Origin of the sequence: Pseudomonas vlassakiae (assembly GCF_014269035.2) — a bacterium.
GTDB lineage: Bacteria > Pseudomonadota > Gammaproteobacteria > Pseudomonadales > Pseudomonadaceae > Aquipseudomonas > Aquipseudomonas vlassakiae.
Genome location: NZ_JABWRP020000001.1, coordinates 82,274 through 106,744, shown reverse-complemented (window position 1 = coordinate 106,744; position 24,471 = coordinate 82,274). Strand labels below are relative to the sequence as shown.

General features: G+C 64.0%; 14 protein-coding genes, 4 tRNA genes and 1 pseudogene. 9 read left to right on the top strand and 10 right to left on the bottom strand.

The features are described 5' to 3' along the window. Positions 1 to 244: 244 nt before the first annotated feature. On the bottom strand, positions 245 to 4,045 hold the full coding sequence (locus tag HU738_RS00480; RefSeq protein ID WP_186602117.1) for a bifunctional nitrate reductase/sulfite reductase flavoprotein subunit alpha: 3,801 nt from the start codon (positions 4,043 to 4,045) through the stop codon (positions 245 to 247). Between the two features lie 358 nt (positions 4,046 to 4,403). Between HU738_RS00480 and map the strand changes: the two genes are divergently transcribed. Then, positions 4,404 to 5,180, top strand: coding sequence for a type I methionyl aminopeptidase (gene map / locus HU738_RS00475; protein WP_176507203.1), 777 nt, complete (start codon positions 4,404 to 4,406; stop codon positions 5,178 to 5,180). Between the two features lie 78 nt (positions 5,181 to 5,258). Here the strand turns inward: map and HU738_RS00470 are convergent. The 4 genes from HU738_RS00470 to HU738_RS00455 form a co-directional block, all read right to left on the bottom strand. Continuing rightward, positions 5,259 to 5,335 (bottom strand) — tRNA-Asp (locus HU738_RS00470). 13 nt (positions 5,336 to 5,348) lie between these two features. Continuing rightward, positions 5,349 to 5,424: transfer RNA gene (locus HU738_RS00465), tRNA-Val, on the bottom strand. A gap of 169 nt (positions 5,425 to 5,593) precedes the next feature. After that, positions 5,594 to 5,670: transfer RNA gene (locus tag HU738_RS00460), tRNA-Asp, on the bottom strand. A gap of 13 nt (positions 5,671 to 5,683) precedes the next feature. Further along, positions 5,684 to 5,759: transfer RNA gene (locus HU738_RS00455), tRNA-Val, on the bottom strand. Positions 5,760 to 5,975: 216 nt separating this feature from the next. On the opposite strand from HU738_RS00455, the gene rdgC reads away from it, so the two are divergent. The 3 genes from rdgC to sugE all read left to right on the top strand — a co-directional run bounded on the left by rdgC (position 5,976) and on the right by sugE (position 8,413). Beyond that, on the top strand, positions 5,976 to 6,896 hold the full coding sequence (rdgC, locus tag HU738_RS00450; RefSeq protein WP_099815954.1) for a recombination-associated protein RdgC: 921 nt from the start codon (positions 5,976 to 5,978) through the stop codon (positions 6,894 to 6,896). Between the two features lie 138 nt (positions 6,897 to 7,034). Further along, positions 7,035 to 8,000, top strand: a complete 966-nt coding sequence (locus HU738_RS00445) for a bile acid:sodium symporter family protein (RefSeq protein WP_186602118.1) — start codon at positions 7,035 to 7,037, stop codon at positions 7,998 to 8,000. 95 nt (positions 8,001 to 8,095) lie between these two features. After that, a complete protein-coding gene (gene sugE / locus HU738_RS00440; protein WP_054887036.1) occupies positions 8,096 to 8,413 on the top strand; it encodes a quaternary ammonium compound efflux SMR transporter SugE in 318 nt (105 codons plus the stop codon). Between the two features lie 9 nt (positions 8,414 to 8,422). Here the strand turns inward: sugE and HU738_RS00435 are convergent, their stop codons facing one another. After that, complete coding sequence (locus tag HU738_RS00435; protein ID WP_186602119.1) at positions 8,423 to 10,300, bottom strand: MFS transporter; 1,878 nt, start codon at positions 10,298 to 10,300, stop codon at positions 8,423 to 8,425. Between the two features lie 159 nt (positions 10,301 to 10,459). Between HU738_RS00435 and bglX the strand changes: the two genes are divergently transcribed. The 3 genes and pseudogenes from bglX to HU738_RS26235 all read left to right on the top strand — a co-directional run bounded on the left by bglX (position 10,460) and on the right by HU738_RS26235 (position 14,858). Next, on the top strand, positions 10,460 to 12,763 hold the full coding sequence (gene bglX / locus HU738_RS00430; RefSeq protein ID WP_186602120.1) for a beta-glucosidase BglX: 2,304 nt from the start codon (positions 10,460 to 10,462) through the stop codon (positions 12,761 to 12,763). A gap of 175 nt (positions 12,764 to 12,938) precedes the next feature. Then, positions 12,939 to 14,003, top strand: a pseudogene (locus HU738_RS26240) (methyl-accepting chemotaxis protein); the annotation flags it as partial. After that, complete coding sequence (locus HU738_RS26235) at positions 13,995 to 14,858, top strand: methyl-accepting chemotaxis protein (RefSeq protein ID WP_371870323.1); 864 nt, start codon at positions 13,995 to 13,997, stop codon at positions 14,856 to 14,858. The pseudogene HU738_RS26240 and the gene HU738_RS26235, both read left to right, overlap by 9 nt. A 115-nt stretch (positions 14,859 to 14,973) precedes the next feature. Here HU738_RS26235 and HU738_RS00420 read toward each other — a convergent pair whose 3' ends face one another. From HU738_RS00420 to HU738_RS00410, 3 genes are all read right to left on the bottom strand, one after another. After that, complete coding sequence (locus tag HU738_RS00420) at positions 14,974 to 15,807, bottom strand: amidohydrolase family protein (protein ID WP_186602126.1); 834 nt, start codon at positions 15,805 to 15,807, stop codon at positions 14,974 to 14,976. Positions 15,808 to 15,828: 21 nt separating this feature from the next. Further along, a complete protein-coding gene (locus HU738_RS00415) occupies positions 15,829 to 17,103 on the bottom strand; it encodes an MFS transporter (protein ID WP_176509491.1) in 1,275 nt (424 codons plus the stop codon). 139 nt (positions 17,104 to 17,242) lie between these two features. Continuing rightward, entirely contained in the window at positions 17,243 to 17,974 is a 732-nt protein-coding gene (locus HU738_RS00410; protein ID WP_176509492.1) for a GntR family transcriptional regulator, read from the bottom strand. A 153-nt stretch (positions 17,975 to 18,127) separates the two neighbouring features. On the opposite strand from HU738_RS00410, the gene HU738_RS00405 reads away from it, so the two are divergent. Together HU738_RS00405 and HU738_RS00400 are read left to right on the top strand one after the other, a co-directional pair. Then, the gene (locus HU738_RS00405) at positions 18,128 to 19,306 is read left to right on the top strand and encodes an MFS transporter (protein ID WP_186602128.1); all 1,179 of its coding nucleotides are present in this window, start codon (positions 18,128 to 18,130) and stop codon (positions 19,304 to 19,306) included. 216 nt (positions 19,307 to 19,522) lie between these two features. Then, entirely contained in the window at positions 19,523 to 22,999 is a 3,477-nt protein-coding gene (locus HU738_RS00400; RefSeq protein ID WP_186602129.1) for a hybrid sensor histidine kinase/response regulator, read from the top strand. Here the strand turns inward: HU738_RS00400 and HU738_RS00395 are convergent. Then, on the bottom strand, positions 22,971 to 24,344 hold the full coding sequence (locus HU738_RS00395; protein WP_186602233.1) for a DNA recombination protein RmuC: 1,374 nt from the start codon (positions 24,342 to 24,344) through the stop codon (positions 22,971 to 22,973). The genes HU738_RS00400 and HU738_RS00395 overlap by 29 nt on opposite strands. Positions 24,345 to 24,471 lie beyond the last annotated feature (127 nt).

The window sequence follows — 24,471 nt, the reverse complement described above, 5'->3', positions numbered from 1 at the left end:
TTCATCACGGTGGGTGGCCCGGGTTGATCGCCGTTGATCAGTGGGCTTTGTTGTATCAGGGATGAAGCAGGGACTGTGCCAATCCAGCCTTTCTGTGCTGGCCTCTTCGCGGGTGAACCCGCACCCACAAGCGCCTCCACTGCTCTCAAGCACTGCACGGTAGCTGTAGGCGCGGGTTCGCCCACGACGGGGCCAGCGCTGCCAATGCACAGTTCAAGTGCAGCGCTCCCCATGCTGGCGCACCTCAATACACATCGCGCCGATACCGCTTGGCCCTGCCCAAGGCCTCGACATAGGCATTGGCATCCACCCCGCCATGCACGGCAATCACCTCACGCAACGCTGCATCGACATCCTTGGCCATGCGCTGGGCATCACCACAGACATAGAAGTACGCCCCCGCCTCCAGCCATTGCCACAGCTGCGCGCCCTGCTCGAGCATGCGCTGCTGCACATAGATCTTCTCGGCCTGGTCCCGCGAGAACGCCGTGTCCAGGCGCAGATGCCCGCTCGCCTGCCAGGCCTGCAGCTGTACCTGATAGTAGAAATCCGTGGCCGCATATTGCTCGCCGAAGAACAGCCAGTTACCACCTTTCGCACCCCGTGCCTCGCGCTCTTCCAGGAAGGCACGGAATGGTGCGATACCGGTGCCGGGGCCGACCATGATCACCGGCACGCTGTCGTCTTCAGGCAGGCGGAAGTGCTTCGATACCTGCGGGAAGATTTCCACCTTCAATGCCTGAGCCCGGTCCGCAAGGAACGTTGAACACACCCCTTTTCGCTTGCCATAGCGCACGGTGGATACCGTGAGGTGGACCTGGTCCGGATGCGCCAACGGACTGGAACTGATCGAATACAGGCGCGGCTGCAACGGCTTGAGCAGGTCAAGCCAGGTGGCCAACGGCAACTGCTGCGGGAATGCACGCAGCACATCGACCAGCTGCCTGCCCCACAGCCAATGCTGCAGTTCCGCCTTGCACTCGGGTTGCAGCAGGTGCTGCAGCTCGGCGTGATGCGCGCTGAAAACCTGCAGTTGCTGCGGCGTGACCTTGGCAATCTCCAGACGGGTTTCCAGAGCCTCGACCAGTGGCATCAGCGGCTGCTCCTTCAATTTCACCAGCGCCTGGCCATCGAGCTGCGTCAGCGCCAGCAGTTCGTCGACGAGTGCCGGACAGTTGCGCGGCCACACGCCCAAGGCATCGCCGGCGGCGTAGGTGAAACCGCTGCCGGACAGGTCGAACACCAGCTGGCGGGTTTCCTTGTTGGCACCCGGGCCGTTGAGCAGCTGATTTTCCAGCAGCGGGGCCAACCATGGTTGCTGCTTGTTGTAGCTCGCGACTGGCGCCGATTGGCTGACCGGTGGTGGCGCGCTGGCGCAGCCGAGCCCCGCCAGCAGGGCTTCGAGCCAAGCGGCGAAGGCTTCATCGAAATCCGGTTCGCAATCGACCCGCTGCAGCAAGCGGCACCCGCCCAGCTCGGCCAGACGCTGGTCGAGCTTGCGACCAAAGCCACAGAACTGGTCGTAGCTGGAGTCACCCAAGGCCAGCACGGCATAGGGCAGCTCCGCGTAGCAAGCGCCCTCCTCGCCCTGCAGGGCCTGCCAGAACGCCGTGGCACTGTCGGGCGCGTCGCCGTCACCAAAGGTGCTGGTGATCAGCACCGCACTGGCGGCGCCTTGCAGCTGGCTGGGGTTGACCGCGTCCATGCAACTGAGCTCTACCTCCAGGCCAGCACCACGCAGGCGCTCGGCACAACGCTCGGCAAGCGCCTCGCCATTGCCCGTCTGCGAGGCCCACAGCACCTGATGACGCGGCGCGGCGCGGGCCGGCGTAGCGACTGGCTGCGCGAACTGCGCAACATCAGTGTTCAGCTCAAGCGCATCGATGCGCTCGCCGGCGACCCGCGCCAGGGCCACCGCGCAATGTTTGAACGCCGGCTGCAGCGACAGCGGGTCGACTGCATCGCAGGTCACGGCATTGATCGCCAGTTGCTCGCCGATCAGATCGTTCCAGTGGAATGGCGCAAAGCAGTTGCCGGGCATGACCCGGTCACTGATGCGCGCAGGCAACACGGCCTGGCCGCGACGCGAGCGGATGGCGACCAGGTCCTTCTCGGCGATGCCCAGGCGGGCAGCATCATCTGGGTGGATTTCAAGGAAGGGGCCGGGCTCCAGCTTGTTCAGCGCAGGTACCTTGCCGGTCTTGGTCAGGGTATGCCACTGGTGCTGCACGCGGCCGGTGTTGAGCACCAGCGGGTAGACGGCATCGGGCAGTTCGGGCGCCGGCAACCAAGGCCGGGCGAAGAAGCGCGCCTTGCCGCTGGCGGTGGGGAACGCCAGGGCAGGCGCATGGCCTTCGGCATCGCGCAACAGGTGCTGGCTGCTGCCGTCGTTCAGGTAACGCAGCGGGCTGCGGTCAGCTTCGCGACCCGGCGCGCAGGGCCATTGCCGCGGACTGTGGCGCAATTGCCGATAGCCGATGCCGCGCAGGTCGTAGCCGGTCGTCGGGTTCCAGAAGCGCCGGATCTCGTCGTATACCGCCTCGGCGTCGGGGTAATCGAAGGCCTCTGCGTAGCCCATGGCGCAGGCCACCCGGGCGATGATCTGCCAGTCCGCCAGGCTTTGGCCGGGCGCCGGCAGCGCCTGCGGCATCAGCGTCAGGTTACGTTCGCTGTTGATCATCACGCCCTCGCCTTCGGCCCACAGCGCGGCGGGCAGCAGGATATCGGCGTAACGGTTGGTCTCGGTGTCGAGGAAGGCGTCCTGGGTGATCACCAGCTCGGCCTGGCGCAGGCCGTCGATCACCTGCTGGCGGTTGGCGACGCTGGCCACCGGGTTGCTGCAGATCACCCAGCAGGCTTTCACCGCACCGGCCTTCATCTGCTCGAACAGCGCGATCGTGCCCTCACCGCCTTCGCTGCGCAGGCTGCCCGGTTGCAGATGCCATTGCTGCTCGACGAAGGCGCGGTCCGCCGCCACCAGCGCCGAACGCTGGCCCGGCAGGCCCGGGCCCATGTAGCCCATTTCGCGGCCGCCCATGGCATTGGGTTGGCCGGTCAGCGAAAACGGCCCGCTGCCGGGGCGGCAGATGGCGCCGGTGGCCAGGTGCAGGTTACACAAGGCGTTGCTGTGCCAGGTGCCGTGGACGCTCTGGTTGAGGCCCATGGTCCAGCAGCTCATCCACTCACCGGCGGTGCCGATCCATTCTGCTGCCCGGCGGATGTCGGCTTCGCTCAGGCCAGTGATGGCGGCTACGCGCGCCGGGGTGTAATCGTCGAGGAAGGCCGGCAGTTCGTCCCAGCCTTCGGTGTGACGGGCGATGAACGCGGGGTCGGTGTGCCCGTTGTGGTGCAGCAGGTGCAGCAAGCCGTTGAGCAGCGCCATGTCACTGCCGGGGCGCAGTTGCAGGAACAGGTCGGCCTTGTCGGCCGTGGCGGTGCGCCGTGGATCCACCACGATGAGTCTGGCCCCGGCCTTGAGCCGGTCCAGCAGGCGCAGGAACAGCACCGGATGGCAATCAGCCATGTTCGCGCCGATCACCAGGAACACGTCGGCACGTTCGAAATCCTGGTAGCTGCCGGGCGGGCCGTCGGCGCCGAGCGACAGCTTGTAGCCGCTGCCGGCACTGGCCATGCACAGCCGTGAGTTGGACTCGATATGGCGTGTGCGGATAAAGCCCTTGGCCAGCTTGTTGGCCAGGTACTGGGCTTCCAGCGACATCTGCCCGGACACATACAGCGCCACGGCGTCCGCACCGTGTTGGTCGATGATGCCGCGCAGGCGCTCGCCGGCCTGGGCAATGGCCTGGTCCATGCTGCTGCGCGCCGGCTGCTGGCTGCGTTGCTGGCGGACGTAGGCATCCTCCATGCGCCCGGCGGCGGTCAGTGGCAGGTGTGCGGTGAGGCCCTTGGTACACAGGCGGCCGAAGTTGCTTGGGTGCTGCTTGTCGCCACTGATCTTGCTGACCTTGCCATCATCGATGCTCATGACAATGCCACAGCCGACGCCACAGTAGGGGCAGACGCTGCGTACTTCACGGGTGGTCATGGGCGCTCTTCCCCTGTCAGGAACGCAAAAAGGCGCCGGCTGCCCGTGCTTGCAGAGCAAGCGGGGCAACACGGCGCCTTTGTCGTGAATTGTTTGGGCTGTCGACGTTGATAGCCCTGGATGTTGGTCTGTCAGCAATTAGTGGGCCAGCCCTTGTGGGAGCGGCCTTGTGTCGCGAAAGGGCCGCATCGCGGCCCCAGCAATTCAAGCGATACCATCAAAATCCTGGGGCCGCTTCGCGGCCCTTTCGCGACACAAGGCCGCTCCCACAAAAGCCCTGCGCACCACGCGGTGGCAGGGGCGAGGCTCATGGCGCTATGCTGGAGCACTTTCCCGCAAGAGCTACAGCCTGCATTCCATGTCCAAGGTGATCCTCAAGACCCCCGCCCAACTCGCATTGATGCGCAACGCCGGCCAGCTGTTGGCCCGGGTTTTCGCCGAACTCGACAGCTTCATCCGCCCCGGCATCACCACGATGCAGATCAACGACCGCGCCGAGGCATTCATCGTCGATACCCTCAAGGCACGCCCGGCGAGCAAGGGCCAGTACGGCTTCCCCTACTCGCTCAACACCTCGGTGGACCATGTGGTCTGCCATGGCATCCCCAAGGTCGATGAAGTGTTGAAGGAAGGCTCGATCATCAATGTCGACATCACCCTCGAACAGGGCGGTTACATTGCCGACTCGTCGAAGATGTACAGCATCGGGCCAATCAGCGAAGACGCACAGCGGTTGGTCGACATGACCTATGAGGCGCTATGGAAAGGCATCGAACAGGTACGCCCTGGGGCGACGCTGGGTGACATCGGCCATGCCATCCAGGCTCATGCCGAAGCGGCTGGCTACAGCGTGGTACGCGAATACTGCGGCCATGGCATTGGCCAGCAGATGCATGAAGGGCCCGAGGTGCTGCATTTCGGCCTGCGTGGCATGGGCATGAAGTTGCAACCGGGCATGGTGTTCACCATCGAGCCGATGATCAACCAGGGTGGGCGCGGGACGCGGACGCTCAAAGATGGCTGGACGGTGATCACCCGCGACCACTGCCTGTCGGCACAGTGGGAACATACGGTGGCGGTGACTGAGGATGGGGTCGAGGTGCTGACATTACGGGATGAAGAGCGTAGCCGGTAAGCGCTCAAACAAAAAAAGCGACCCTAAGGTCGCTTTTTTGTGGCTTCCGGGTGTTCAGTGGGCCCTGGAAGCGGAATATGGCGCAGCGGACGGGACTCGAACCCGCGACCCCCGGCGTGACAGGCCGGTATTCTAACCGACTGAACTACCGCTGCGCTAATCAACGAGTGGTGGGTGATGACGGGATCGAACCGCCGACCCTCTGCTTGTAAGGCAGATGCTCTCCCGGCTGAGCTAATCACCCATTCGTCTCGGTGAGGCGCGCATTCTACGGATGAACCAGCAGCCTGGCAAGCCATTGAAGCAACTTTTTTGCACAATCAGCCATCGCAAATTTCAGGCACAAAAAAAGCGACCCTAAGGTCGCTTTTTTTGTTACTTCCGGGTGTTCAGTGGGCCCAGGAAGTGGAATATGGCGCAGCGGACGGGACTCGAACCCGCGACCCCCGGCGTGACAGGCCGGTATTCTAACCGACTGAACTACCGCTGCGCTATACATCGAGTGGTGGGTGATGACGGGATCGAACCGCCGACCCTCTGCTTGTAAGGCAGATGCTCTCCCGGCTGAGCTAATCACCCTTCGTCTCGGTGTGGCGCGCATTCTACGGAGGGGCTGCTACCCTGGCAAGCATTTTTTTATTTTTTTTCAAAAAAAACTCCAAGCCTTTCAAAGACCTAGCGCAGCCGGGGCTTTTCCTTCCTTATCGGGTCCTGCTGGCCCTCTGACAGGGTTGGCCTCAGAGCGCTGCTCGGAGAATAATGCCCGCCTTATGCATTAAGGAGAGATTGCCCCCCATGTGGTTCAAGAACCTGCTGTCCTACCGCCTGACCCAGGAAGTACCGTTCGAGCCTGAAGCGCTGGAAGCCGCGCTGGCCACCAAGCCAGCCCGCGCCTGCGCCAGCCAGGAGCTGACCACCTACGGCTTCATCGCGCCGTTCGGCAAGGGTGAAGACGCTCCCCTGGTGCACGTCAGCGGCGAATTCCTGCTGGTTGCCGCGCGCAAGGAAGAACGCATCCTGCCGAGCAGCGTGGTCAACGATGCCGTGAAGGAGAAGGTCGAAGAGATCGAGACCGAGCAAATGCGCAAGGTCTACAAGAAAGAGCGCGACCAGATCAAGGACGAGATCATCCAGGCCTTCCTGCCGCGCGCGTTCATCCGCCGCTCGATGATCTTCGCCGCCATCGCCCCGCGCCTGGGGATGATCCTGGTCAACTCGGCCAGCGCCAAGCGCGCCGAAGACCTGCTGTCGACCCTGCGCGAAGTGATGGGCTCGCTGCCGGTGCGCCCGGTGACCGTGAAGATCGCACCCACTGCGACCATGACCGACTGGGTCAAGTCGCAACAGGCTGCCGAAGGCTTCTACGTGCTGGACGAGTGCGAACTGCGGGACACCGCCGAAGACGGCGGCATCGTGCGCTGCAAGCGCCAGGACCTGACCAGCGAGGAGATCCAGCTGCACCTGAGCACCGGCAAGGTGGTCACCCAGCTGGCCCTGGCCTGGCAGGACAAGCTGTCGTTCGTGCTCGACGACAAGATGGTGATCAAGCGCCTGAAGTTCGAAGAGCTGCTGCAGGAACAGGCCGAACAGGACGGTGGCGAAGAGGCCGCGCAGCAGTTCGATGCCAGCTTCCAGCTGATGATGATGACCTTTGCCGAATTCCTGCCGGCGCTGTTCGAAGTGCTCGGTGGCGAAGAGATTCCGCAAGGGGTCTGATGGTGTTTGAAAAGCCGGTGCTTGCCTGAAAGGCATTTTCTGCCAGCACCGGCCCTTTCGCGGCGGTTCGACGCCTCGATGAACCCGCGAATGGGCCGGTGAAATTCATAGAGCTATAACGAGAAAAGGAATTGCCCCATGCGTGCCCTCGCCGCCCTCAGCCGCTTCGTCGGCAACACTTTCGCCCTGTGGGTGCTGGTGTTCGCCGTGCTGGCCTTCATGGTGCCCCAGTGGTTCATCGCCCTCAAGGTCGCCATCGTGCCACTGCTGGGGCTGGTGATGTTCGGCATGGGCCTGACCCTCAAGCTCGATGACTTCGCCGCCCTCGCCCGCCAGCCCTGGCGTGTGGCCCTGGGCGTGGTCGCGCACTTCGTGATCATGCCGGGCATGGCCTGGCTGCTGTGCCAACTGTTCCACCTGCCGGCGGAAATCGCCGTGGGCGTCATCCTGGTCGGCTGCTGCCCGAGCGGCACGGCGTCGAACGTGATGGTCTGGCTGTCCAAGGGCGACCTGGCGCTGGCGGTGGCGATCGCTGCGGTCACCACCCTGCTCGCCCCCCTGCTGACCCCGGCGCTGATCTGGTTCCTGGCCTCGGCCTGGCTGCCGGTGTCCTTCATGGACATGTTCTGGTCGATCCTGCAGTTGGTGATGCTGCCGATCGTGCTCGGCGTGCTGGCTCAGCGCTTGCTGGGTGCGCGGGTGCAGGCGGCGGTACAGGTGCTGCCACTGGTGTCGGTGGTGAGCATCGTGATGATTGTCTGCGCGGTGGTGGCGGCCAGCCAGGCCAAGATTGCCGAATCGGGGTTGCTGATCATGGCGGTGGTGGTGCTGCACAACACCTTCGGCTACCTGCTGGGCTACCTCACCGGCCGGCTCTGCAACCTGCCGCTGGCCCAGCGCAAGTCGCTGGCGCTGGAGGTGGGCATGCAGAACTCGGGGCTGGGGGCGGCGCTGGCGGCGGCGCACTTCTCGCCGCTGGCGGCGGTGCCGAGCGCGCTGTTCAGCGTCTGGCACAACATCTCCGGGGCGCTGCTTTCGACCTGGTTCCGCAGGGTGGAAGAGCCATCGGCCGCCATTGAAGAGGTTGAGCCAGCCAGGCATTGATGTGTACCCTGATGGCCACGGTGAGGACGACCTCACGACGCACCGCGTGACCATTCCGGGGACGGCCCCATCATTCGCAACGATGGAGCAGCATCATGTCCTGGATCATCCTGTTCTTCGCCGGCCTGTTCGAGGTCGGCTGGGCCGTCGGCCTGAAATACACCGACGGCTTCAGCAAACCGCTCCCGACCGTACTCACCGTCGCCGCCATGGCCATCAGCCTGGGCCTGCTGGGCCTTGCCATGAAGGAACTGCCGCTGGGCACCGCCTATGCCATCTGGACCGGCGTCGGCGCCGTCGGCACGGTGATCGCCGGGATCATCCTGTTCGGCGAGTCGATGGCCCTGGTACGGCTGGTCAGCGTGGCGCTGATCATTACCGGCCTGATCGGCCTGAAAGTCAGCGCCAGCTGATACCTCTGCTCAGCGCAGGCCACCGCGCAAGCGGCTGACCTGCTCACGCAAGGCCTCTGGCTGCGCCGCCTCCACCGGGATGGCGGCGCCTGCCACGATGGTCACCCGCGACCACAGGCGCTTGAAGAAGCCCTTGGCCGGGTCGCGGCTGAAGAAACTCCCCCACAGGCCCTGCAGCGCCAACGGAATCACCGGCACCGGGGTTTCTTCGAGGATGCGGCTGACGCCTCCCTTGAACACGTCGATTTCACCATCACCGGTCAATTTGCCTTCCGGGAAGATACACACCAGCTCACCGTCTGCCAGGTACTCGGCGATACGCGCAAAGGCCCGATCATAGGTGGCCTGGTCTTCGTTGCGCCCGGCAATCGGAATGGCACCCGCCGTGCGGAACACGAAATTGAGCACCGGCAGGTTGTAGATCTTGTAGTACATGACGAAGCGGATCGGCCGACGGATCGCCCCGCCCAGCAGCAGTGCATCGACGAACGACACGTGGTTGCACACCAGCAGCGCAGCGCCTTCATCGGGGATGCGTTCAAGGTCGCGGTGCTGCACGCGGTACATCGAATGGCTGAGCATCCAGATCAGGAAGCGCATGGTGAACTCGGGCACGATCCTGAAGATGTAGGCATTGACCAGCACGTTCAGCAGTGACACCACCAGGAACAGCTGGGGGATGCTCAGCTTGAGCACGCTCAGCAAGACGATGGTGAAGATCGCCGAGACCACCATGAACAGCGCGTTGAGGATGTTGTTGGAGGCGATCACCCGCGCCCGCTGGTCTTCGGCAGTGCGCGCCTGGATCAGCGCGTACAGCGGCACGATGTAGAAGCCGCCGAACACGCCGAGGCCAACGATCGACACCAGGATCCACCAGGCCTGGTGCATGCCCAGCAGCGCCAGCCAGTCGTGCGGCTGGGCGCCGGCCGGTACGTCACCTGAGTGCCACCACCAGAGCAGGCCGAACAAGGTGAGCCCAAACGAGCCGAACGGCACCAGGCCGATTTCCACCTTGCGCCCGCTGAGGCGTTCACACAGTAGCGACCCGACGGCGATACCGACCGAGAACAGGGTCAGCACCAGGGTCACTGCGGTCTCGTCACCGTGCAGCCACTCTTGGGCGTAAGTCGGGATCTGCGTCAGGTAGATGGCGCCGACGAACCAGAACCACGAGTTGCCGACGATCGAGCGCGACACTGCCGGGGTCTGCCCCAGGCCCATGCGCAGGATCACCCACGACTGCTTGAAGATGTTCCAGTCCAGCGCCATCTGCGGCGACGCTGCCGCAGCCCGGGGAATCCAGCGGCTGGCCAGGTAGCCGAGCACGGCGGTGCCGACCACGCCAGCGGCCACCACCGTGGCATAGCTGTCATTGGCCATCATCACCCCGGCGCCAATGGTGCCTACCAGGATGGCGAGGAAGGTGCCCATCTCCACCAGGCCGTTGCCCCCCACCAGCTCCTCTTCACGCAGGGCCTGGGGCAGGATCGAGTATTTCACCGGGCCGAACAGCGCCGAGTGGGTGCCCATGCCGAACAGCGCCACCAACATCAGCGTGAGATGGTTGGTGACGAAGCCGATGGCGCCGATCGCCATGATGACGATCTCGGCCAGCTTGATCGCGCGGATCAGTGCGTCCTTGGCGAACTTCTCGCCGAACTGCCCGCCCAGCGCCGAGAACAGAAAGAACGGCAGGATGAACAGCAGCGCGCAGAGGTTGACCCAGATCGATCGATCGCCGTCGCCCAGGCTGAGCTTGAACAGAATGGCCAGGATCAGCGACTGCTTGAACAGGTTGTCGTTGAAGGCACCCAGTAACTGGGTGACGAAGAACGGCAGGAAACGCCGTTTGCCGAGCAAGGTGAATTGCGAGGGGTGACTCATCGTCCTTGTTCCTGAGTTGAGCCGCAGGCGGCCGTTGCTTGATTAGAAGGCGCACAACGCTCTCCAGGCCACATCATGGCTGTCAACTGACAACTTTGTCAGTAGCAGGCGATGGGTCTTCGGGACAGGCTGGCAGAAAATTTCATGAATAGGGATTTCATGCCTAGCCTGCGCAATTGTCGCCATCCGTTGCTCACCGCGTTGATACTGCCCGTACTGGCCTCGCTGCCCGTTACCAACGCCTCCAGCCTCGCAGCCGCCGACAAGGAACACTTCCTGCAGGACCTGCTTTCGCGCATGAGCCTGGCTGAAAAGGCCGGCCAGTTGCAAACGGACTATGTCGGCAGCGAGGCCAATTCGCGCCAAAGCGTGAAGGCGGTAAGAACCGGCCAGATCGGCGTAATGGTTGCAAATCCCCATACCCCCCGTGCACGCCTGCGCGAAATGCAGGATGCAGCCGTCCAAAGCCGCCTGAAAATCCCGCTGCTTTTTGCCGCAGATGTCGTGCATGGATACAGAACGATTTTTCCCATCGGCCTCGGGCTGGCCTCGAGCTGGGACATGCAAGCCATTGCTGTCAGTGCACGAGTCGCTGCGGTAGAAGCCAGTGCCGATGGGCGGGACATGACATTCGCCCCCATGCTGGATATCACGCGCGATCCTCGCTGGGGCAGGATCTCCGAAAGCCCAGGTGAAGATACCTACCTGGCTTCGCGCATTGCCTCGGTCACCGTTCAAGCACTGCAAGGCCCGATACTCGGGGCGAGCGACAGCATCATGGCCTGCATCAAGCACTTTGCCGCCTATGGCGCCGTCGAAGGTGGTCGCGACTACAACACTGTAGACATGAGCCCGTTGAAGCTCTATCAGGACTACCTGCCGCCCTATCGAGCTGCCATCGAAGCCGGAGCAGGTGCCGTCATGGTTGCGCTGACTGTGCTCAACGGTACCCCGTCGGCCGCCAATAGGGAGATGTTGCGGAACACGCTGCGGCGGGACTGGAACTTCCAGGGGCTGGTGATCAGTGACCATGGCGCGATCGGTGGGCTGATGACGCATGGCACTGCCAGCGACGCGCGCGCCGCCGCACGCATGGCGCTCGATGCCGGCACGCAAGTGGATCTCGGTGATTCCTTGTTCGGCGACCAATTGCCCACGCTGGTGGAGCAAGGGCTGGTCCCCGTGGGGACGCTCGACGCGGCAGTGCGCCAGGTATTGTCTACCAAATATGATCTGGGCCTGTTCGCCAATCCTTACAGAAGGCTGGGGCTGGCGCGCGACGACCCGCACGCCGAAAAGCGCCTTCACCGTGCCCAGGCCAGGGACGTGGCGCGACGAAGCCTGGTCTTGCTGAAGAATCGCAACCAGCTTCTGCCGCTGGAAAAGCAAGGGACTATCGCCCTGATCGGTCCGCTGGCCGACAATCGCATCGATATCCTCGGAAGCTGGCCCGCCAGCGGCCAGCCCGAGCAGGCCGTCAGCCTGCGCGATGGGCTGAAGGCTGCACTGGGGGGCAAGGCCAGGTTGCTGTATGCCGAAGGCGCCAACATCGCTGACGACCCGCAGGTGTTCCAACTGCTCGCTGATAATCAGGTGGCCTTCGACCCACGCAAGCCTGCCGCCATGCTGGCGGAAGCGAATGCCATTGCACGGCAGGCCAATGTCATCGTACTGGCCTTGGGTGAGGCCAGAGGCATGTCCCACGAAACTGCGAGCAAGACTGACCTTGACCTGCCCTTGCAGCAGCGCCAGCTGCTGCAAGCGATGAAGCGGACAGGCAAGCCTCTGGTATTGGTGTTGATGAATGGGCGCCCGCTGACATTGGGCGTCGAAGGAGAGATGGCTGATGCCATTCTTGAAACCTGGTTCAGCGGAACGGAAGGGGGCAATGCCATCGCCGACGTCCTGTTTGGCGATTACAACCCCTCAGGCAGACTGCCAGTGACCTTTCCCCGCAACGTGGGCCAGATCCCGCTCTACTACAATCACTTCAGCACCGGCCGCCCCTTCGATCCGGAGCGACCCACGCCTTATAAATCGTTTTACTTCGATACCGATAACACGCCGCTTTACCCGTTCGGTTTTGGCCTGAGCTACACCCGCTTCGAGCTTTCCCACCCCACGCTGACAAGCCAGCGCCTGTTGCCGGGGCAAACCCTGCGCGCCAGTGTCCAGGTAACCAACACGGGCCCACGCAGTGGCGAGACCGTGGTGCAGCTTTATTTGCGTGACGTCAGTGCAACGGTCAGCCGCCCGTTGAAAGCGCTCAAAGGCTTCCACAAATTGATGCTTGCCCCGGGAGAAAGCCGGACGGTCACCTTCGACATCGATCAATCCATGCTGGCCTTCTACGATCAATCACTACGCCTGGTCACCGAGCCGGGCTGGTTCGAAGTCATGATGGGCCAAGACTCGGAAAACCTCCTTAAGACACGCGTCGAACTGCTGCCTGCACGCAACTGAAGCGCTGTAGCTCCCCTTTTGCGATGCCCGACCGATAGCACAACGCCATTATTTTGATTGAAATTGCTGTTCAGGACTTGTTACATCTGCCGATGATTCATATAGATGACTATATCTGACAGAAGGAACAGACCTCAGGTCTCCTCCAACGCATAAGAAAAGGAGCTCGGCAGTAATGTTTACCTGGTTTGGCGACCTCAGGATCGCCCATAAACTCTTTCTCGGTTTCGGCCTGGTGCTGTGCCTGACACTCGTGCAGTCGCTGATCAGCTGGGACGGCCTCGGCAGCCTGGTACGGCGCAGTGAGGTTGTCAGCGATGTATCGCGCCTCAACGACGCCCTCGGCGACCTGCGCGAAGCGCGCTTGCGCCATGCCATGGCTAACGGCGCACCCGCCGAGAGCAAACAGCTGCAAGTTGCGCTGGACGCGTTCAAGCCGACACTGGCAAAGCTGCGCGAGGTGATGGTCAGGGCGCAGGCCCATGCGCTGATAAATAGTGCCGACCAGGCACTGCAGAGCTACAGCGGCAACCAGGCCGCCAGCTTCCGCTCCTATGAAAAGATGCGCGCGGCACAAAAGGAAATGGGCGTCCTGGCCACCCAGTCGTTCGCCAGCATCGAGCAGATTCGCAATCAGGTACGCGCCTTGCCCGATGCCGAGCAGCGTTTCGTGCGCATCGAGGCCATCAACCAGATACGCGAAAACCTGATCCTGCTGCGCTACCACGTTCGCGGTTATACCGGTAATACCAACGCCGAGACCGAGAAACTGATGAACACCCAGATTGCCACCACGGTGAACGATCTGCCGGGGCTGGTCGCCCGCTTCAATGGCAATTTCCCGCAGCAGTTCCAGCAGCTGGAGCTGCAGGTGCAGGCCTATGCGAAGGCCGTGGAGGCGTTCCGTGGCGAGGTCAGCCACCTGGTGGACTACCGCGCCGCCATGGCCAACGACATCGAGACCCTCAACGGTGTCATCGGCCAACTGCTGGACGACCAGGCGGTGCTGGTCGCCAAAGACAGCCACTTCGCCCGCAGCCTGCAAATTGCCACCACCCTGCTCGCCTTGCTGCTCGGCGCCCTGGCTGCCGTGGTGATTGCCCGGCAGATCAGCCAGCCGCTGCGCCAGGCACTCAAGGCCATGGAGCAGGTCGCTGCCGGTGACCTCGGCGAACAACCAAGCAGCCGCCGCCGCGACGAAGTCGGCCAACTGCAGAACGCCCTGCAGGGCATGACTCGCAACCTGCGCGAGCTGATCGCCCAGGTGCGCGATGGCATTTCGCAGATTGCCAGCGCTACCGAAGAGCTGTCGGCAATCACCGAGCAGACCAGCGCCGGCGCCAGCAACCAGAAGGTCGAAACCGATCAGGTGGCCACGGCCATGCAGGAAATGGCTGCCACCGTGCACGAAGTCGCGCGCAATGCCGGCGAAGCCTCTACCGCCGCCAGTGCCACTGACGAAGAAGCCCGTGAAGGTGACAGCGTGGTCAGCCGCGCCGTGGCCCAGATCAGCCGCCTGGCCAGCCAGGTGGACGCCACTGGCGAAGCCATGGGAGCGCTGCGCACCGAGAGCCAGCGTATCGGCAAGGTCATGGACGTGATCAAGGCCGTGGCCGAACAGACCAACCTGCTGGCGCTCAATGCCGCCATCGAAGCGGCCCGGGCCGGTGAAGCGGGCCGTGGTTTCGCCGTGGTGGCAGATGAAGTGCGCAGCCTGGCACAGCGTACCCAGGCATCGACGCTGGAGATCGAATCGGCGATCGGCAGCCTTGAGCAAGGCACTCGTTCGGTGAGCGAGCTGATGGAGCAGAGCCAGAGCCTCACCGAAAGCAGCGTGGCGCTGGTGCGTGAGGCCGGGGTGGCGTTGGAAGGGATTACCCAGCGTGTGTCGGCGATCCAGCTGATGAACCAGCAGATTGCCGCGGCTTCCGAGCAGCAGAGTGCGGTGGCCGAAGAGATCAGCCGCAGCGTGGTGACAGTGCGGGATATTTCCGAACAGACCGCTGAGGCCAGTCAGCAAACCTCGGCGTCCAGTGTGGAGCTGGCGCGGTTGGGCGGGCAGTTGCAGCAGATGATCAGCCGGTTCCGCTTCTGACCGATAGATGCCCCGCTGCCTGTGAAGATGGCGGGGCATCTTTCGGATTGACCGTGCCTGTGCTGGCCTCTTCGCGGCGGTTCGACGCCTCGAAGAGGCCGGCACAGGCGCTACCTCACGCGAACCCGAACAACGCCTGTGCAGTATCCACGAGCAGCGCCCGGCGCAATTCAGCCGAGCAGCCCAAGGCATCGAACTGCTCGACAACCCTGGTGAAGCTCACAGCAGACTCATGCTGGGTATGCGGCCAGTCACTGCCCCACAGCAGCCGTTCGGGACCGTAGTGGGCCTCAAGCGCACACAGGGCCTGACGTGCAAACGCCAGGTTCTGCTCCGGTGTACCTTCCAGTCGATAGATCCCGGACACCTTGACCCACACCTTGCCCTTGCCGCCCAGCGTCAACAGCTCGGCAAACCCCGGCTGCCCAAGCCCCAGGCGGGCATCGGGCCGACCGAAATGGTCGACCACAATGTTCAGCCCATAAGGCTCCAGGGCCCGCACCAGCGCCGGAATGTCCGCGACATGGCGGTGCAGCTCCAGGTGCCAGCCCTGTTCGCCGATGCGCTCCAGCAGGGGCCGCCATTCAGCCCCCGTCAGGTCTGGCAGGGCCTGGCCCATGAGGTTCAGGCGCACGCCCCTGACCCCGAGCCGATCCATCTCTTGCAAGGTCTCGCGCTCGACGTCCCGGTCAAGCATCACCACCCCGCGCAGTTGCCCCGGCACGGTCTTCAAGGCATCGAGCAGGTAGCGGTTGTCGGTACCCAGGAAGCTGGGCTGTACCAACACGCCATGGCTGAAACCATGGGCCAGCAGCTGGCCCAGGTAATCACCCAGCGGCGCATCGTAGCTGGGCGCGTAACGCCGCTCGCTGGCAAGGTTCAGGCCACGACTGAACACGTGGGCATGGCTGTCGATGGCGGTCAGGTGTGAAACAGGAACGTCGGGCATGGTCATCACAGAACAGTCAGGTTACTTGGCGACAGCGCCAGCCATGGCCGGCGCGGGCGTGGCCTCGAGGTTACGGCCACGGGTCTCCGGCAGGCACAGCGCGGCGAGCATCGCCACGCCGTAGGCGATGCCGGCATCGATACCGATTGCGCTACCCAGCGACATGGATTCGCTCATGTGGCCGACCAGGAACGGGAACACCGCCGACAGCACGCGGCCGAAGTTGTAGCAGAAGCCGACCCCGGCACCGCGCACGTCGGCCGGGTACAGCTCGTTGAAGAACGCCCCCAGGCTGGCAGGGATGCCGGCGGCGAAGAAGCCCAGCGGGAAGCCGAGGAACAGCATCTGGGTATTGCTCAGCGGGAAGAACACATAGGCCTGCACGGTCAGCACGCAGCACAGCGCGAACAGCAGGATGTTCTTGCGACGGCCGATGCGGTCGATCAGCAGGCCGCTGGCCACGCAACCACACCAGAAGGCAAAGATGATCACCGCCAGGTAACCACCGGAGTTCAGTACCGACAGGTTGCGTTCGGTCTTGAGGAAAGTCGGCAGCCAGGTCATGACGGCGTGGTAGCCACCGTGCGCCCCGAGGCCGAGCAGGCCGCCGAGCAGGGTCACGCGCAGCAGCTCCGGGCGGAAGATGCCGGCCATCGACTTGAAGAAGCTGCCCGGGATGGCCTTGTCCTTTTGCAGGCGCTGGAAGCTGTCCGGCTCCGGCACGTTGCGGCGCACCCAGATGATCAGCAGCGATGGCAGCAGGCCGATGAAGAACATTACCCGCCAGGCATACTCAGCCGGTACCAGCGAATAGATCAGGGTGAACAGCCCCACCGCCAGGCCCCAGCCCACGGCCCAGGCGCTCTGCACGGTACCCATGACCTTGCCGCGGTATTTCGGGTTGATGGTCTCGGCCATCAGCACCGCACCGGCCGCCCACTCGCCACCGATGCCGAAGCCCTGCATGGCCTTGACGAACAGCAGCGGATAGAAGCCAGTGACGAACGCCGAGAGGAAGGTAAAGAAGGAGAACCAGAGGATCATCCACTGCAAGGTCCGCACGCGGCCATAACGGTCCGACAGGGTGCCACCGAGCCAACCACCGATCGCCGAGGTCACCAGGGTCAGGCCGCTGATCAGGCCGGCATCGCCCTTGGTCAGGGAGAACGCGGCGATCAGCGCGGGAATGGCCAGGCCGAACATCTGCACTTCCAGCGCATCGAGCGACCAGCCACCGAAACAGGCCCAGAACGTCTTGCGTTCCCGTGAAGTGATCTGGCGATACCAGCTGAACATGGTTGTTATCCTTCTTAGTCGTGTGTGTGACGGCCGGGCGTGCCAAAGCGCTGGCAGGCCCGCGACCGGACAGGCGAAGCCACTGCGCCGTGGCAGAACGGCGCAGACGGGTAACGGGCGAAGCAGCCGGTTTAACGGCTCAGCGAATGTCGACGCGGTAGCGGAAGTGCTGCGCGTGGCCGCGCGAGCGGCGCCATTCCAGCGGTTTGCCAGCGTAATCGCGGGCCAGGCGCTCGATCACCACGACCGGGCTGTTGGCCGGCAGTTGCAACAAGCGGCCATGCACCGCATCGACCGCTTCGGCGGTCAGCGTCTCCTCGGCGTAGGCGACCACCTGGCCGCACAGCTCCTCGTAGATCGGGTAGAGCAGCGGACCTTTGCTATCCAGGTCGACGTCGAGCAGGGGTTGGAAGGTCTGGCGCGGCAGCCAGATTTCCTCGGCAAGCACCGGCTGGGCGCCGAGCAGACGGGTACGGACAATGCGAATGACCTCGGCCTCGGCAACCAGGCCCAAGGCCTGGGCAACCGCCGAAGGGGCCGGCACCGGCTCGATGGAGAGGATGCGGCTTTCCGGCATCAGCCGCTCGCCGTTGGCGCTTTCGAAACGGAAGAAGCGGAACAGCGAAGACTGGAACTGCGGGCGGCGGATGAAGGTGCCGCGGCCCTGCTGACGCTCCAGCACGCCTTCGGCGACCAGCACGTCGACGGCCTTGCGCACGGTGCCGACAGACATGTCGAACTCGTTGGCCAGGGCAGCTTCGGTGGGAATGGCCTCGCCCGGGCGCCAGCGGTTATTGGCGATCTGCTCGATCAGATGATCGCGCAGCTGTTGATAGCGGGGTAGTCGAGCATCACCGGACAGTGGGTGCATGGGTCGGCTCTCGTCTCTTGTTATATAAACATATATATGAATTGGTCGAGAGTATTCCCCCGCGAGGTGCAGGCTGTCAATCCTCCGCTGGTCGCCGCCGCCCGTCTCAATTATCCTCCCAGCATCGAATTACCCCACACCAAGGACGTGGCAATGCTCGCTGCCATGAAAGGCTACCCCGCCAGCGTCCGTCTGCTGCTGGCAACCACCTTCTCGCTGACTGTCGCCCGCGCTATCACCCTGCCCTACCTGGTGGTCTACCTGGCCGACAACTTCCAACTGTCGGTCGGCCAGATCGGCTTGCTGATCGGTGGCGCGCTGATCGTCGCCTCATTGCTGAGCCTGTATGGCGGGCACCTGGTCGACACCGTGCGCAACCACACCCTGGTCAGCGCCAGCACGCTGGTCTTCGCCCTCGCCTTCGTAATCGCCATCGCCAGCCGTTCGGTGTGGCTGTTCTTCAGCTGCCTGGTGCTGATCAACCTGGCCCTGGCGGTGGTCGACATCGCCGCCAAGGCCGGCTTCTGCGCGCTGCTGCCGGTGGAGCAACGGGCCGAGGTGTTCGCCATCAAGTACACCTTGAGCAACGTCGGTTATGCCGTCGGCCCGCTGCTTGGCGTGGCCATGCTGGAGCTGGACGACCATCTGCCTTTCATCGCTTCGGCGCTCACCGGCCTGGGCATGTGCCTGGCCTACTGGCGGCTTGGCGACCGTGGCCTGCAGGCCAGCGCGCAGGTGCCGCCGGGCGCCGGGTTCAGCCAGGTTGCGCTAGGGCTGGCGCGCGACCGTCGACTGGTGTGCTTCACCCTGGGCGGCGTACTGAGCGCAGTTGTCTTCGGCCAGTTCACCGCCTATCTGTCGCAGTACCTGGTGGTGACCAGCAGCGCCAGCGAGGCGGCACGGTTGGTCGGTTATCTGGTCACGACCAACGCGGTGACGGTGATAGCCCTGCAGTACCTGATCGGTCGACGCATCGGTCGCCAGCAGCTTATGCCCTGGCTGCTGGCCGGCATGGCGCTGTTCATCGCCGGGCTGCTCGGCTTTGCCATGGCCGGATCGGTAGTGGCGTGGTGCCTGGCGATGCTGGTGTTCACCCTCGGTGAAATCATCGTCATACCCGCCGAGTACATGTTCATCGACCTGATTGCCCCGGAGCACCTGCGCGGGGTGTATTACGGGGCGCAGAACCTGTCCAACCTCGGGGCGGCGCTGGGGCCGGTAATGGTGGGGTTCGCCCTGGGGCGGTGGTGGCCGGGGGTGATCTTCTACCTGCTGGTGATGTCGGTGATACTGGCGGGCGTCTTCTACTGGCTGGGTACACGTCGGGGTTGATGTTGCCTGCTCCGGCCGCTTCGCGGGTAAACCCGCTCCTAAGAGGGTGCCGCGTCGCTTTCGGCACCTTCGCAGTACCCGCGAATTGGCCAGTGCAGGCAAAAGACGAACCTGCGACGACTCGCCGCTGCGACCATCGTCGGCGCTGACGAACCGCCGCCCGCGTGCCAGACTGATTGATCGGGACCGCGTTATCTTTCTTGCTCCGGAGTTTTCATGTCGTTGTCCAGCGGGCTGATCGCCGTGGTCGCCCTGGCCTATATGGCCGTCATGTTCGCCATCGCCTTCTACGGCGACCGCCGCAGCACGCCGTTGCCGCCGCGCCTGCGTGCCTGGGTGTACAGCCTGTCGCTGGCGGTGTACTGCACCAGCTGGACGTTCTTCGGCGCGGTCGGCCAGGCCGCGGAACAGCTGTGGGCGTTCCTGCCGATCTACCTCGGGCCGATCCTGCTGCTGATTTTCGCGCCGTGGGTGCTGCAGAAGATGGTGCTGATCAGCAAGCAGCAGAACATCACCTCGATCGCTGACTTCATCGCCGCCCGCTATGGCAAGTCGCAGTCCCTGGCCGTGGTGGTGGCGCTGATTTGCCTGGTTGGCGTGCTGCCTTATATCGCCCTGCAGCTCAAGGGCATCGTCCTCGGCGTCAACCTGCTGATCGGCGCCAACGCCGACGCTACAGGCACGCGGGTGCAGGACACCGCGTTGGTGGTGTCGCTGGTGCTGGCGCTGTTCGCCATCGTTTTCGGCACCCGCAGCCTGGACGTCACCGAGCACCACCGCGGCATGGTCCTGGCGATCGCCTTCGAGTCGCTGATCAAGCTGCTGGCATTCCTCGCGGTGGGTGTCTTCGTGGTGTTCAACCTGTATGACGGCTTCGACGACCTGCTCAGCCAGGCGCGCCAGTCGGTGCAACTGGACAGCTATTGGCAGGAAACCATCAACTGGCCGTCGATGGTGGTGCAAACCGCCGTGGCGATGATGGCGATCATCTGCCTGCCACGGCAGTTCCATGTCACCGTGGTGGAGAACATCGAACCCCAGGACATGCGCCTGGCGCGCTGGGTGTTCCCGCTGTACCTGGCCCTGGCCGCGCTGTTCGTGGTGCCGATCGCCCTGGCCGGGCAGATGCTGCTGCCGGGCACGGTGATATCCGACTCCTTCGTCATCAGCCTGCCGCTGGCCGAAGCCCACCCCAGCCTGGCCCTGCTGGCTTTCATCGGCGGTGCTTCGGCCGCTACCGGCATGGTCATCGTCGAGGCGGTAGCGCTGTCGACCATGGTCTCCAACGACATGCTGCTGCCCTGGCTGCTGCGCCGCAACAATGCCGAGCGGCCGTTCGAAGCGTTCCGCCACTGGATGCTGTCGGTACGCCGGGTGACCATCGTGGTGATCCTGCTGCTGGCCTATGTCAGCTACCGCCTGCTCGGTTCCACTGCGAGCCTGGCGACCATCGGCCAGATCGCCTTCGCCGCCGTCACCCAGCTGACCCCGGCCATGCTCGGCGCGCTGTACTGGAAGCAGGCCAACCGCCGTGGCGTGTTCGCCGGCCTGGCAGCGGGCATCTTCCTGTGGTTCTACACCCTGGTGCTGCCGATCATCGCCCATAGCCTGGGCCTGTCGCTGGGGTTGTTCCCGGGCCTGGCCTGGCTGCATGGCAACCCGCTCGACCTGCCGATCAGCCCTTTGACCCAGGGGGTAGTGCTGTCGCTGGCGGGTAACTTCACGCTGTTTGTCTGGGTGTCGATGTTGTCGCGCACCCGCGTGTCTGAACACTGGCAGGCAGGCCGCTTCATCGGCCAGCAGACCAGCGCCCGGCCCAGCAGCAAACCGTTGCTGGCCGTGCAGATCGAAGACCTGCTCACCCTCGCCTCGCGCTTCGTCGGCGAGGAGCGCGCGCGGCAAAGCTTCATCCGCTTCGCCTACCGCCAGGGCAAGGGTTTCAACCCCAACCAGAACGCCGATGGCGACTGGATCGAACACACCGAACGCCTGCTCGCCGGTGTGCTCGGCACCTCCTCGACCCGTGCCGTGGTCAAGGCCGCCATCGAAGGCCGCGACATGCAGCTTGAAGACGTGGTGCGCATCGCCGACGAAGCCAGCGAAGTGCTGCAGTTCAACCGCGCGTTGCTGCAGGGTGCCATCGAAAACATCAACCAGGGCATCAGCGTGGTCGACCAGAACCTGCATCTGGTGGCATGGAACCGCCGTTACCTGGAGCTCTTCAACTATCCCGAGGGGCTGATCAGCGTCGGCCGGCCGATCGCCGACATCATCCGCTACAACGCCGAGCGCGGCCTGTGCGGCCCGGGCGAGGCACAAGTCCATGTGGCACGGCGCCTGCACTGGATGCGCCAAGGCCGCGCCCACTCTTCCGAGCGGTTGTTTCCCAATGGCCGGGTCATCGAGCTGATCGGCAACCCGATGCCCGGTGGTGGCTTTGTCATGAGTTTCACCGACATCACGCCATTCCGCGAAGCCGAACAGGCGTTGCGCGACGCCAACGAACGCCTGGAGCAGCGCGTGGCCGAACGTACTCACGAGCTGTCGCAACTCAACCAGGCACTGTCAGAAGCCAAGAGCCAGGCCGAAGCGGTGAGCAAGTCCAAGACCCGCTTCCTCGCTGCAGTCAGCCATGACCTGATGCAGCCGCTGAACGCTGCGCGACTGTTCTCCGCCGCCCTGTCGCAGCAGGCCGAAGGCATGAACGAAGAGGCCCAGCAGCTGGTGCAGCACATGGACAGCTCGCTGCGCTCGGCCGAAGAGCTGATCAGCGACCTGCTGGACATCTCGCGCCTGGAAAACGGCAAGATCACCCCCGACGCCAAACCCTTCGCCCTCAATGAACTGTTCGACACCCTTGGCGCCGAGTTCAAGGTGCTGGCCGCCGAGAAGGGCCTGGAATTCCGCTTGCGCGGCAGCCGTCTGCGGGTCAACAGCGACATGAAACTGCTGCGCCGGGTGCTGCAGAACTTCCTCACCAATGCCTTGCGCTACGGCAAGAGCCCGATCCTGCTGGGTGCACGCCGCCAGGGCGAGCACCTGTGGCTGGAGGTCTGGGACCGTGGCCCAGGTATCGCCGACGACAAGCTGCAGGTGATTTTCCAGGAATTCAAGCGCCTGGACAGCCACCAGACCCGCGCCGAAAAAGGCCTCGGCCTCGGCCTGGCGATCGCCGACGGCCTGTGCCGGGTGCTTGGCCACACGCTGGAGGTGCGCTCCTGGCCCGGCAAGGGCACGGTGTTCCGCGTCCGTGTACCGATTGCCCATCAGGCCGCAGCGGCGCCGAGCGCCCCGGTAGAAACCGCGAGCCAGCCGCTGGCCGGCTTGCAGGTGCTGTGCGTGGACAACGAAGACAGCATCCTGATCGGCATGAACAGCCTGCTCAGCCGCTGGGGTTGCCAGGTATGGACTGCGCGCAACCGCGCCGAGTGCGAAGCGTTGCTGGCCAAGGGCATGCGCCCGCACCTGGCGTTGGTGGACTTTCACCTGGATGACGGCGAAACCGGCACCGGGCTGATGGGCTGGTTACGTGCGCGCCTGGGCGAGCCGGTGCCCGGCGTGGTGATCAGCGCCGACGGCAGCAAGGAAACCTTGGCCACCGTGCATGCCGCAGGCCTGGACTACCTGGCCAAACCGGTGAAGCCGGCGGCCTTGCGCGCCCTGCTCAATCGCCATCTGAGCCTGGTTCAGTAACCGCCTCGTCGGCCAGCGCTTCGTCTGACAGGGCCCGTTCGAGCAGATCGGCCGGCAGGCTCTTGCTGGCGCGTGCACCGAGCAGCTTGAGCTGTTCGCTGCGGCTGACCAGGTTGCCGCGCCCTTCACACAGTTTGTTGCGAGCTGCGGCGTAGGCCTTGTCGACCTGCTGGAGGCGGTTGCCCAGCTCGTCCAGGTCCTGGATGAACAGCACGAACTTGTCATACAGCCAACCGGCGCGCTCGGCGATCTCTCGGGCGTTCTGGCCCTGGCGCTCCTGTTTCCACAGGCTGTCGATGACCCGCAGGGTGGCCAGTAAAGTGGTCGGGCTGACGATCACGATCTGCCGGTCGAACGCTTCCTGGAACAGGTTGGGTTCGGCCTGCAGCGCCGCCGAGAAAGCGGCCTCGATCGGCACGAACAACAGCACGAAATCCAGGCTGTGCAGGCCTTCGAGGCGATTGTAGTCCTTGCCCGACAGGCCTTTGACGTGGTTACGCAGCGACTGCACGTGCTGCTTGAGGGCAGCCTCGTCGTTGCTGCCGACAAATTGCTGGTAGGCGGTAAGGCTGACCTTGGCGTCGACCACCACCTGCTTGTCACCGGGCAGCATGATCAGCACGTCAGGCTGAAAGCGCTCGCCATCGGCACTCTTCAGGCTGACCTGGGTCTGGTATTCGCGGCCTTTTTCCAGGCCGGCATGTTCCAGCACCCGTTCAAGAATGAGCTCACCCCAGTTACCCTGGGTCTTCTGGCCCTTGAGGGCCTGTGTGAGGTTGGTGGCTTCGTCTGACAGCCGCAGGTTGAGTTGTTGCAGACGCTCCAGCTCCTTGCCCAGCGAGAAGCGCTCGCGGGCCTCCTGCTGGTAGCTTTCCTCGACACGTTTTTCGAACGCCTGGATGCGCTCCTTGAGCGGGTCGAGCAACTGGCCCAGGTGCTGCTGGCTGGTCTGGGCGAAGCGCTGTTCGCGCTCGTCGAAGATTTTCGTGGCCAGGTCGGCAAACTGGGCGCGCAGGGTGTCACGGGCCTCCTGCAGGTCTTCCAGGCGCTGCTGGTGGCTGTCCTGCTGCTCGCGCAGCTCGGCCTCCAGGCGCGCGGTCTGAGCCTCAAGACGACGCAATTCAGCTTCGCGAGTGGCGCGTTCGATGTGCCAGGCGTGGGCCGCATCACGGGCGTTATCGCGATCGATCTGCAGCAGTTCCAGTTCACGGCCCTGGGCGGCCAGCTGGGCCTGCTTGACGGCGTTGGCTTCGCTGAGGTCGCTTACTTCGTCGCGGCTGGCCTCCAGTTGCGCCTGCAGGCCAGCCTGGGCCAACTGCGCACTGTTCAGGCGCTCTTCGAGCAAGGCCTGCTCGCCGTGGCGCGCAGCCTGACGGCGCTGCACGTGCATGACCCACCCAAGGCAAGGCAATGCCCCTGCCACCAAGCCCAGCAGAATGCTGGCCAGATCCACTGCCATGCGTACCCCGATC

Bases quoted from the DNA above. Each gene is read 5' to 3' on its own strand.
- HU738_RS00445 (WP_186602118.1), top strand. From the start codon at position 7,035: ATGCGTGCCCTCGCCGCCCTCAGCCGCTTCGTCGGCAACACTTTCGCC.
- rdgC (WP_099815954.1), top strand. From the start codon at position 5,976: ATGTGGTTCAAGAACCTGCTGTCCTACCGCCTGACCCAGGAAGTACCG.
- HU738_RS00420 (WP_186602126.1), bottom strand. From the start codon at position 15,807: ATGCCCGACGTTCCTGTTTCACACCTGACCGCCATCGACAGCCATGCC.
- HU738_RS00400 (WP_186602129.1), top strand. From the start codon at position 19,523: ATGTCGTTGTCCAGCGGGCTGATCGCCGTGGTCGCCCTGGCCTATATG.
- HU738_RS00405 (WP_186602128.1), top strand. From the start codon at position 18,128: ATGCTCGCTGCCATGAAAGGCTACCCCGCCAGCGTCCGTCTGCTGCTG.
- HU738_RS00480 (WP_186602117.1), bottom strand. From the start codon at position 4,045: ATGACCACCCGTGAAGTACGCAGCGTCTGCCCCTACTGTGGCGTCGGC.
- map (WP_176507203.1), top strand. From the start codon at position 4,404: ATGTCCAAGGTGATCCTCAAGACCCCCGCCCAACTCGCATTGATGCGC.
- HU738_RS00415 (WP_176509491.1), bottom strand. From the start codon at position 17,103: ATGTTCAGCTGGTATCGCCAGATCACTTCACGGGAACGCAAGACGTTC.
- bglX (WP_186602120.1), top strand. From the start codon at position 10,460: ATGCCTAGCCTGCGCAATTGTCGCCATCCGTTGCTCACCGCGTTGATA.
- HU738_RS00435 (WP_186602119.1), bottom strand. From the start codon at position 10,300: ATGAGTCACCCCTCGCAATTCACCTTGCTCGGCAAACGGCGTTTCCTG.
- HU738_RS26235 (WP_371870323.1), top strand. From the start codon at position 13,995: ATGACTCGCAACCTGCGCGAGCTGATCGCCCAGGTGCGCGATGGCATT.
- HU738_RS00410 (WP_176509492.1), bottom strand. From the start codon at position 17,974: ATGCACCCACTGTCCGGTGATGCTCGACTACCCCGCTATCAACAGCTG.
- sugE (WP_054887036.1), top strand. From the start codon at position 8,096: ATGTCCTGGATCATCCTGTTCTTCGCCGGCCTGTTCGAGGTCGGCTGG.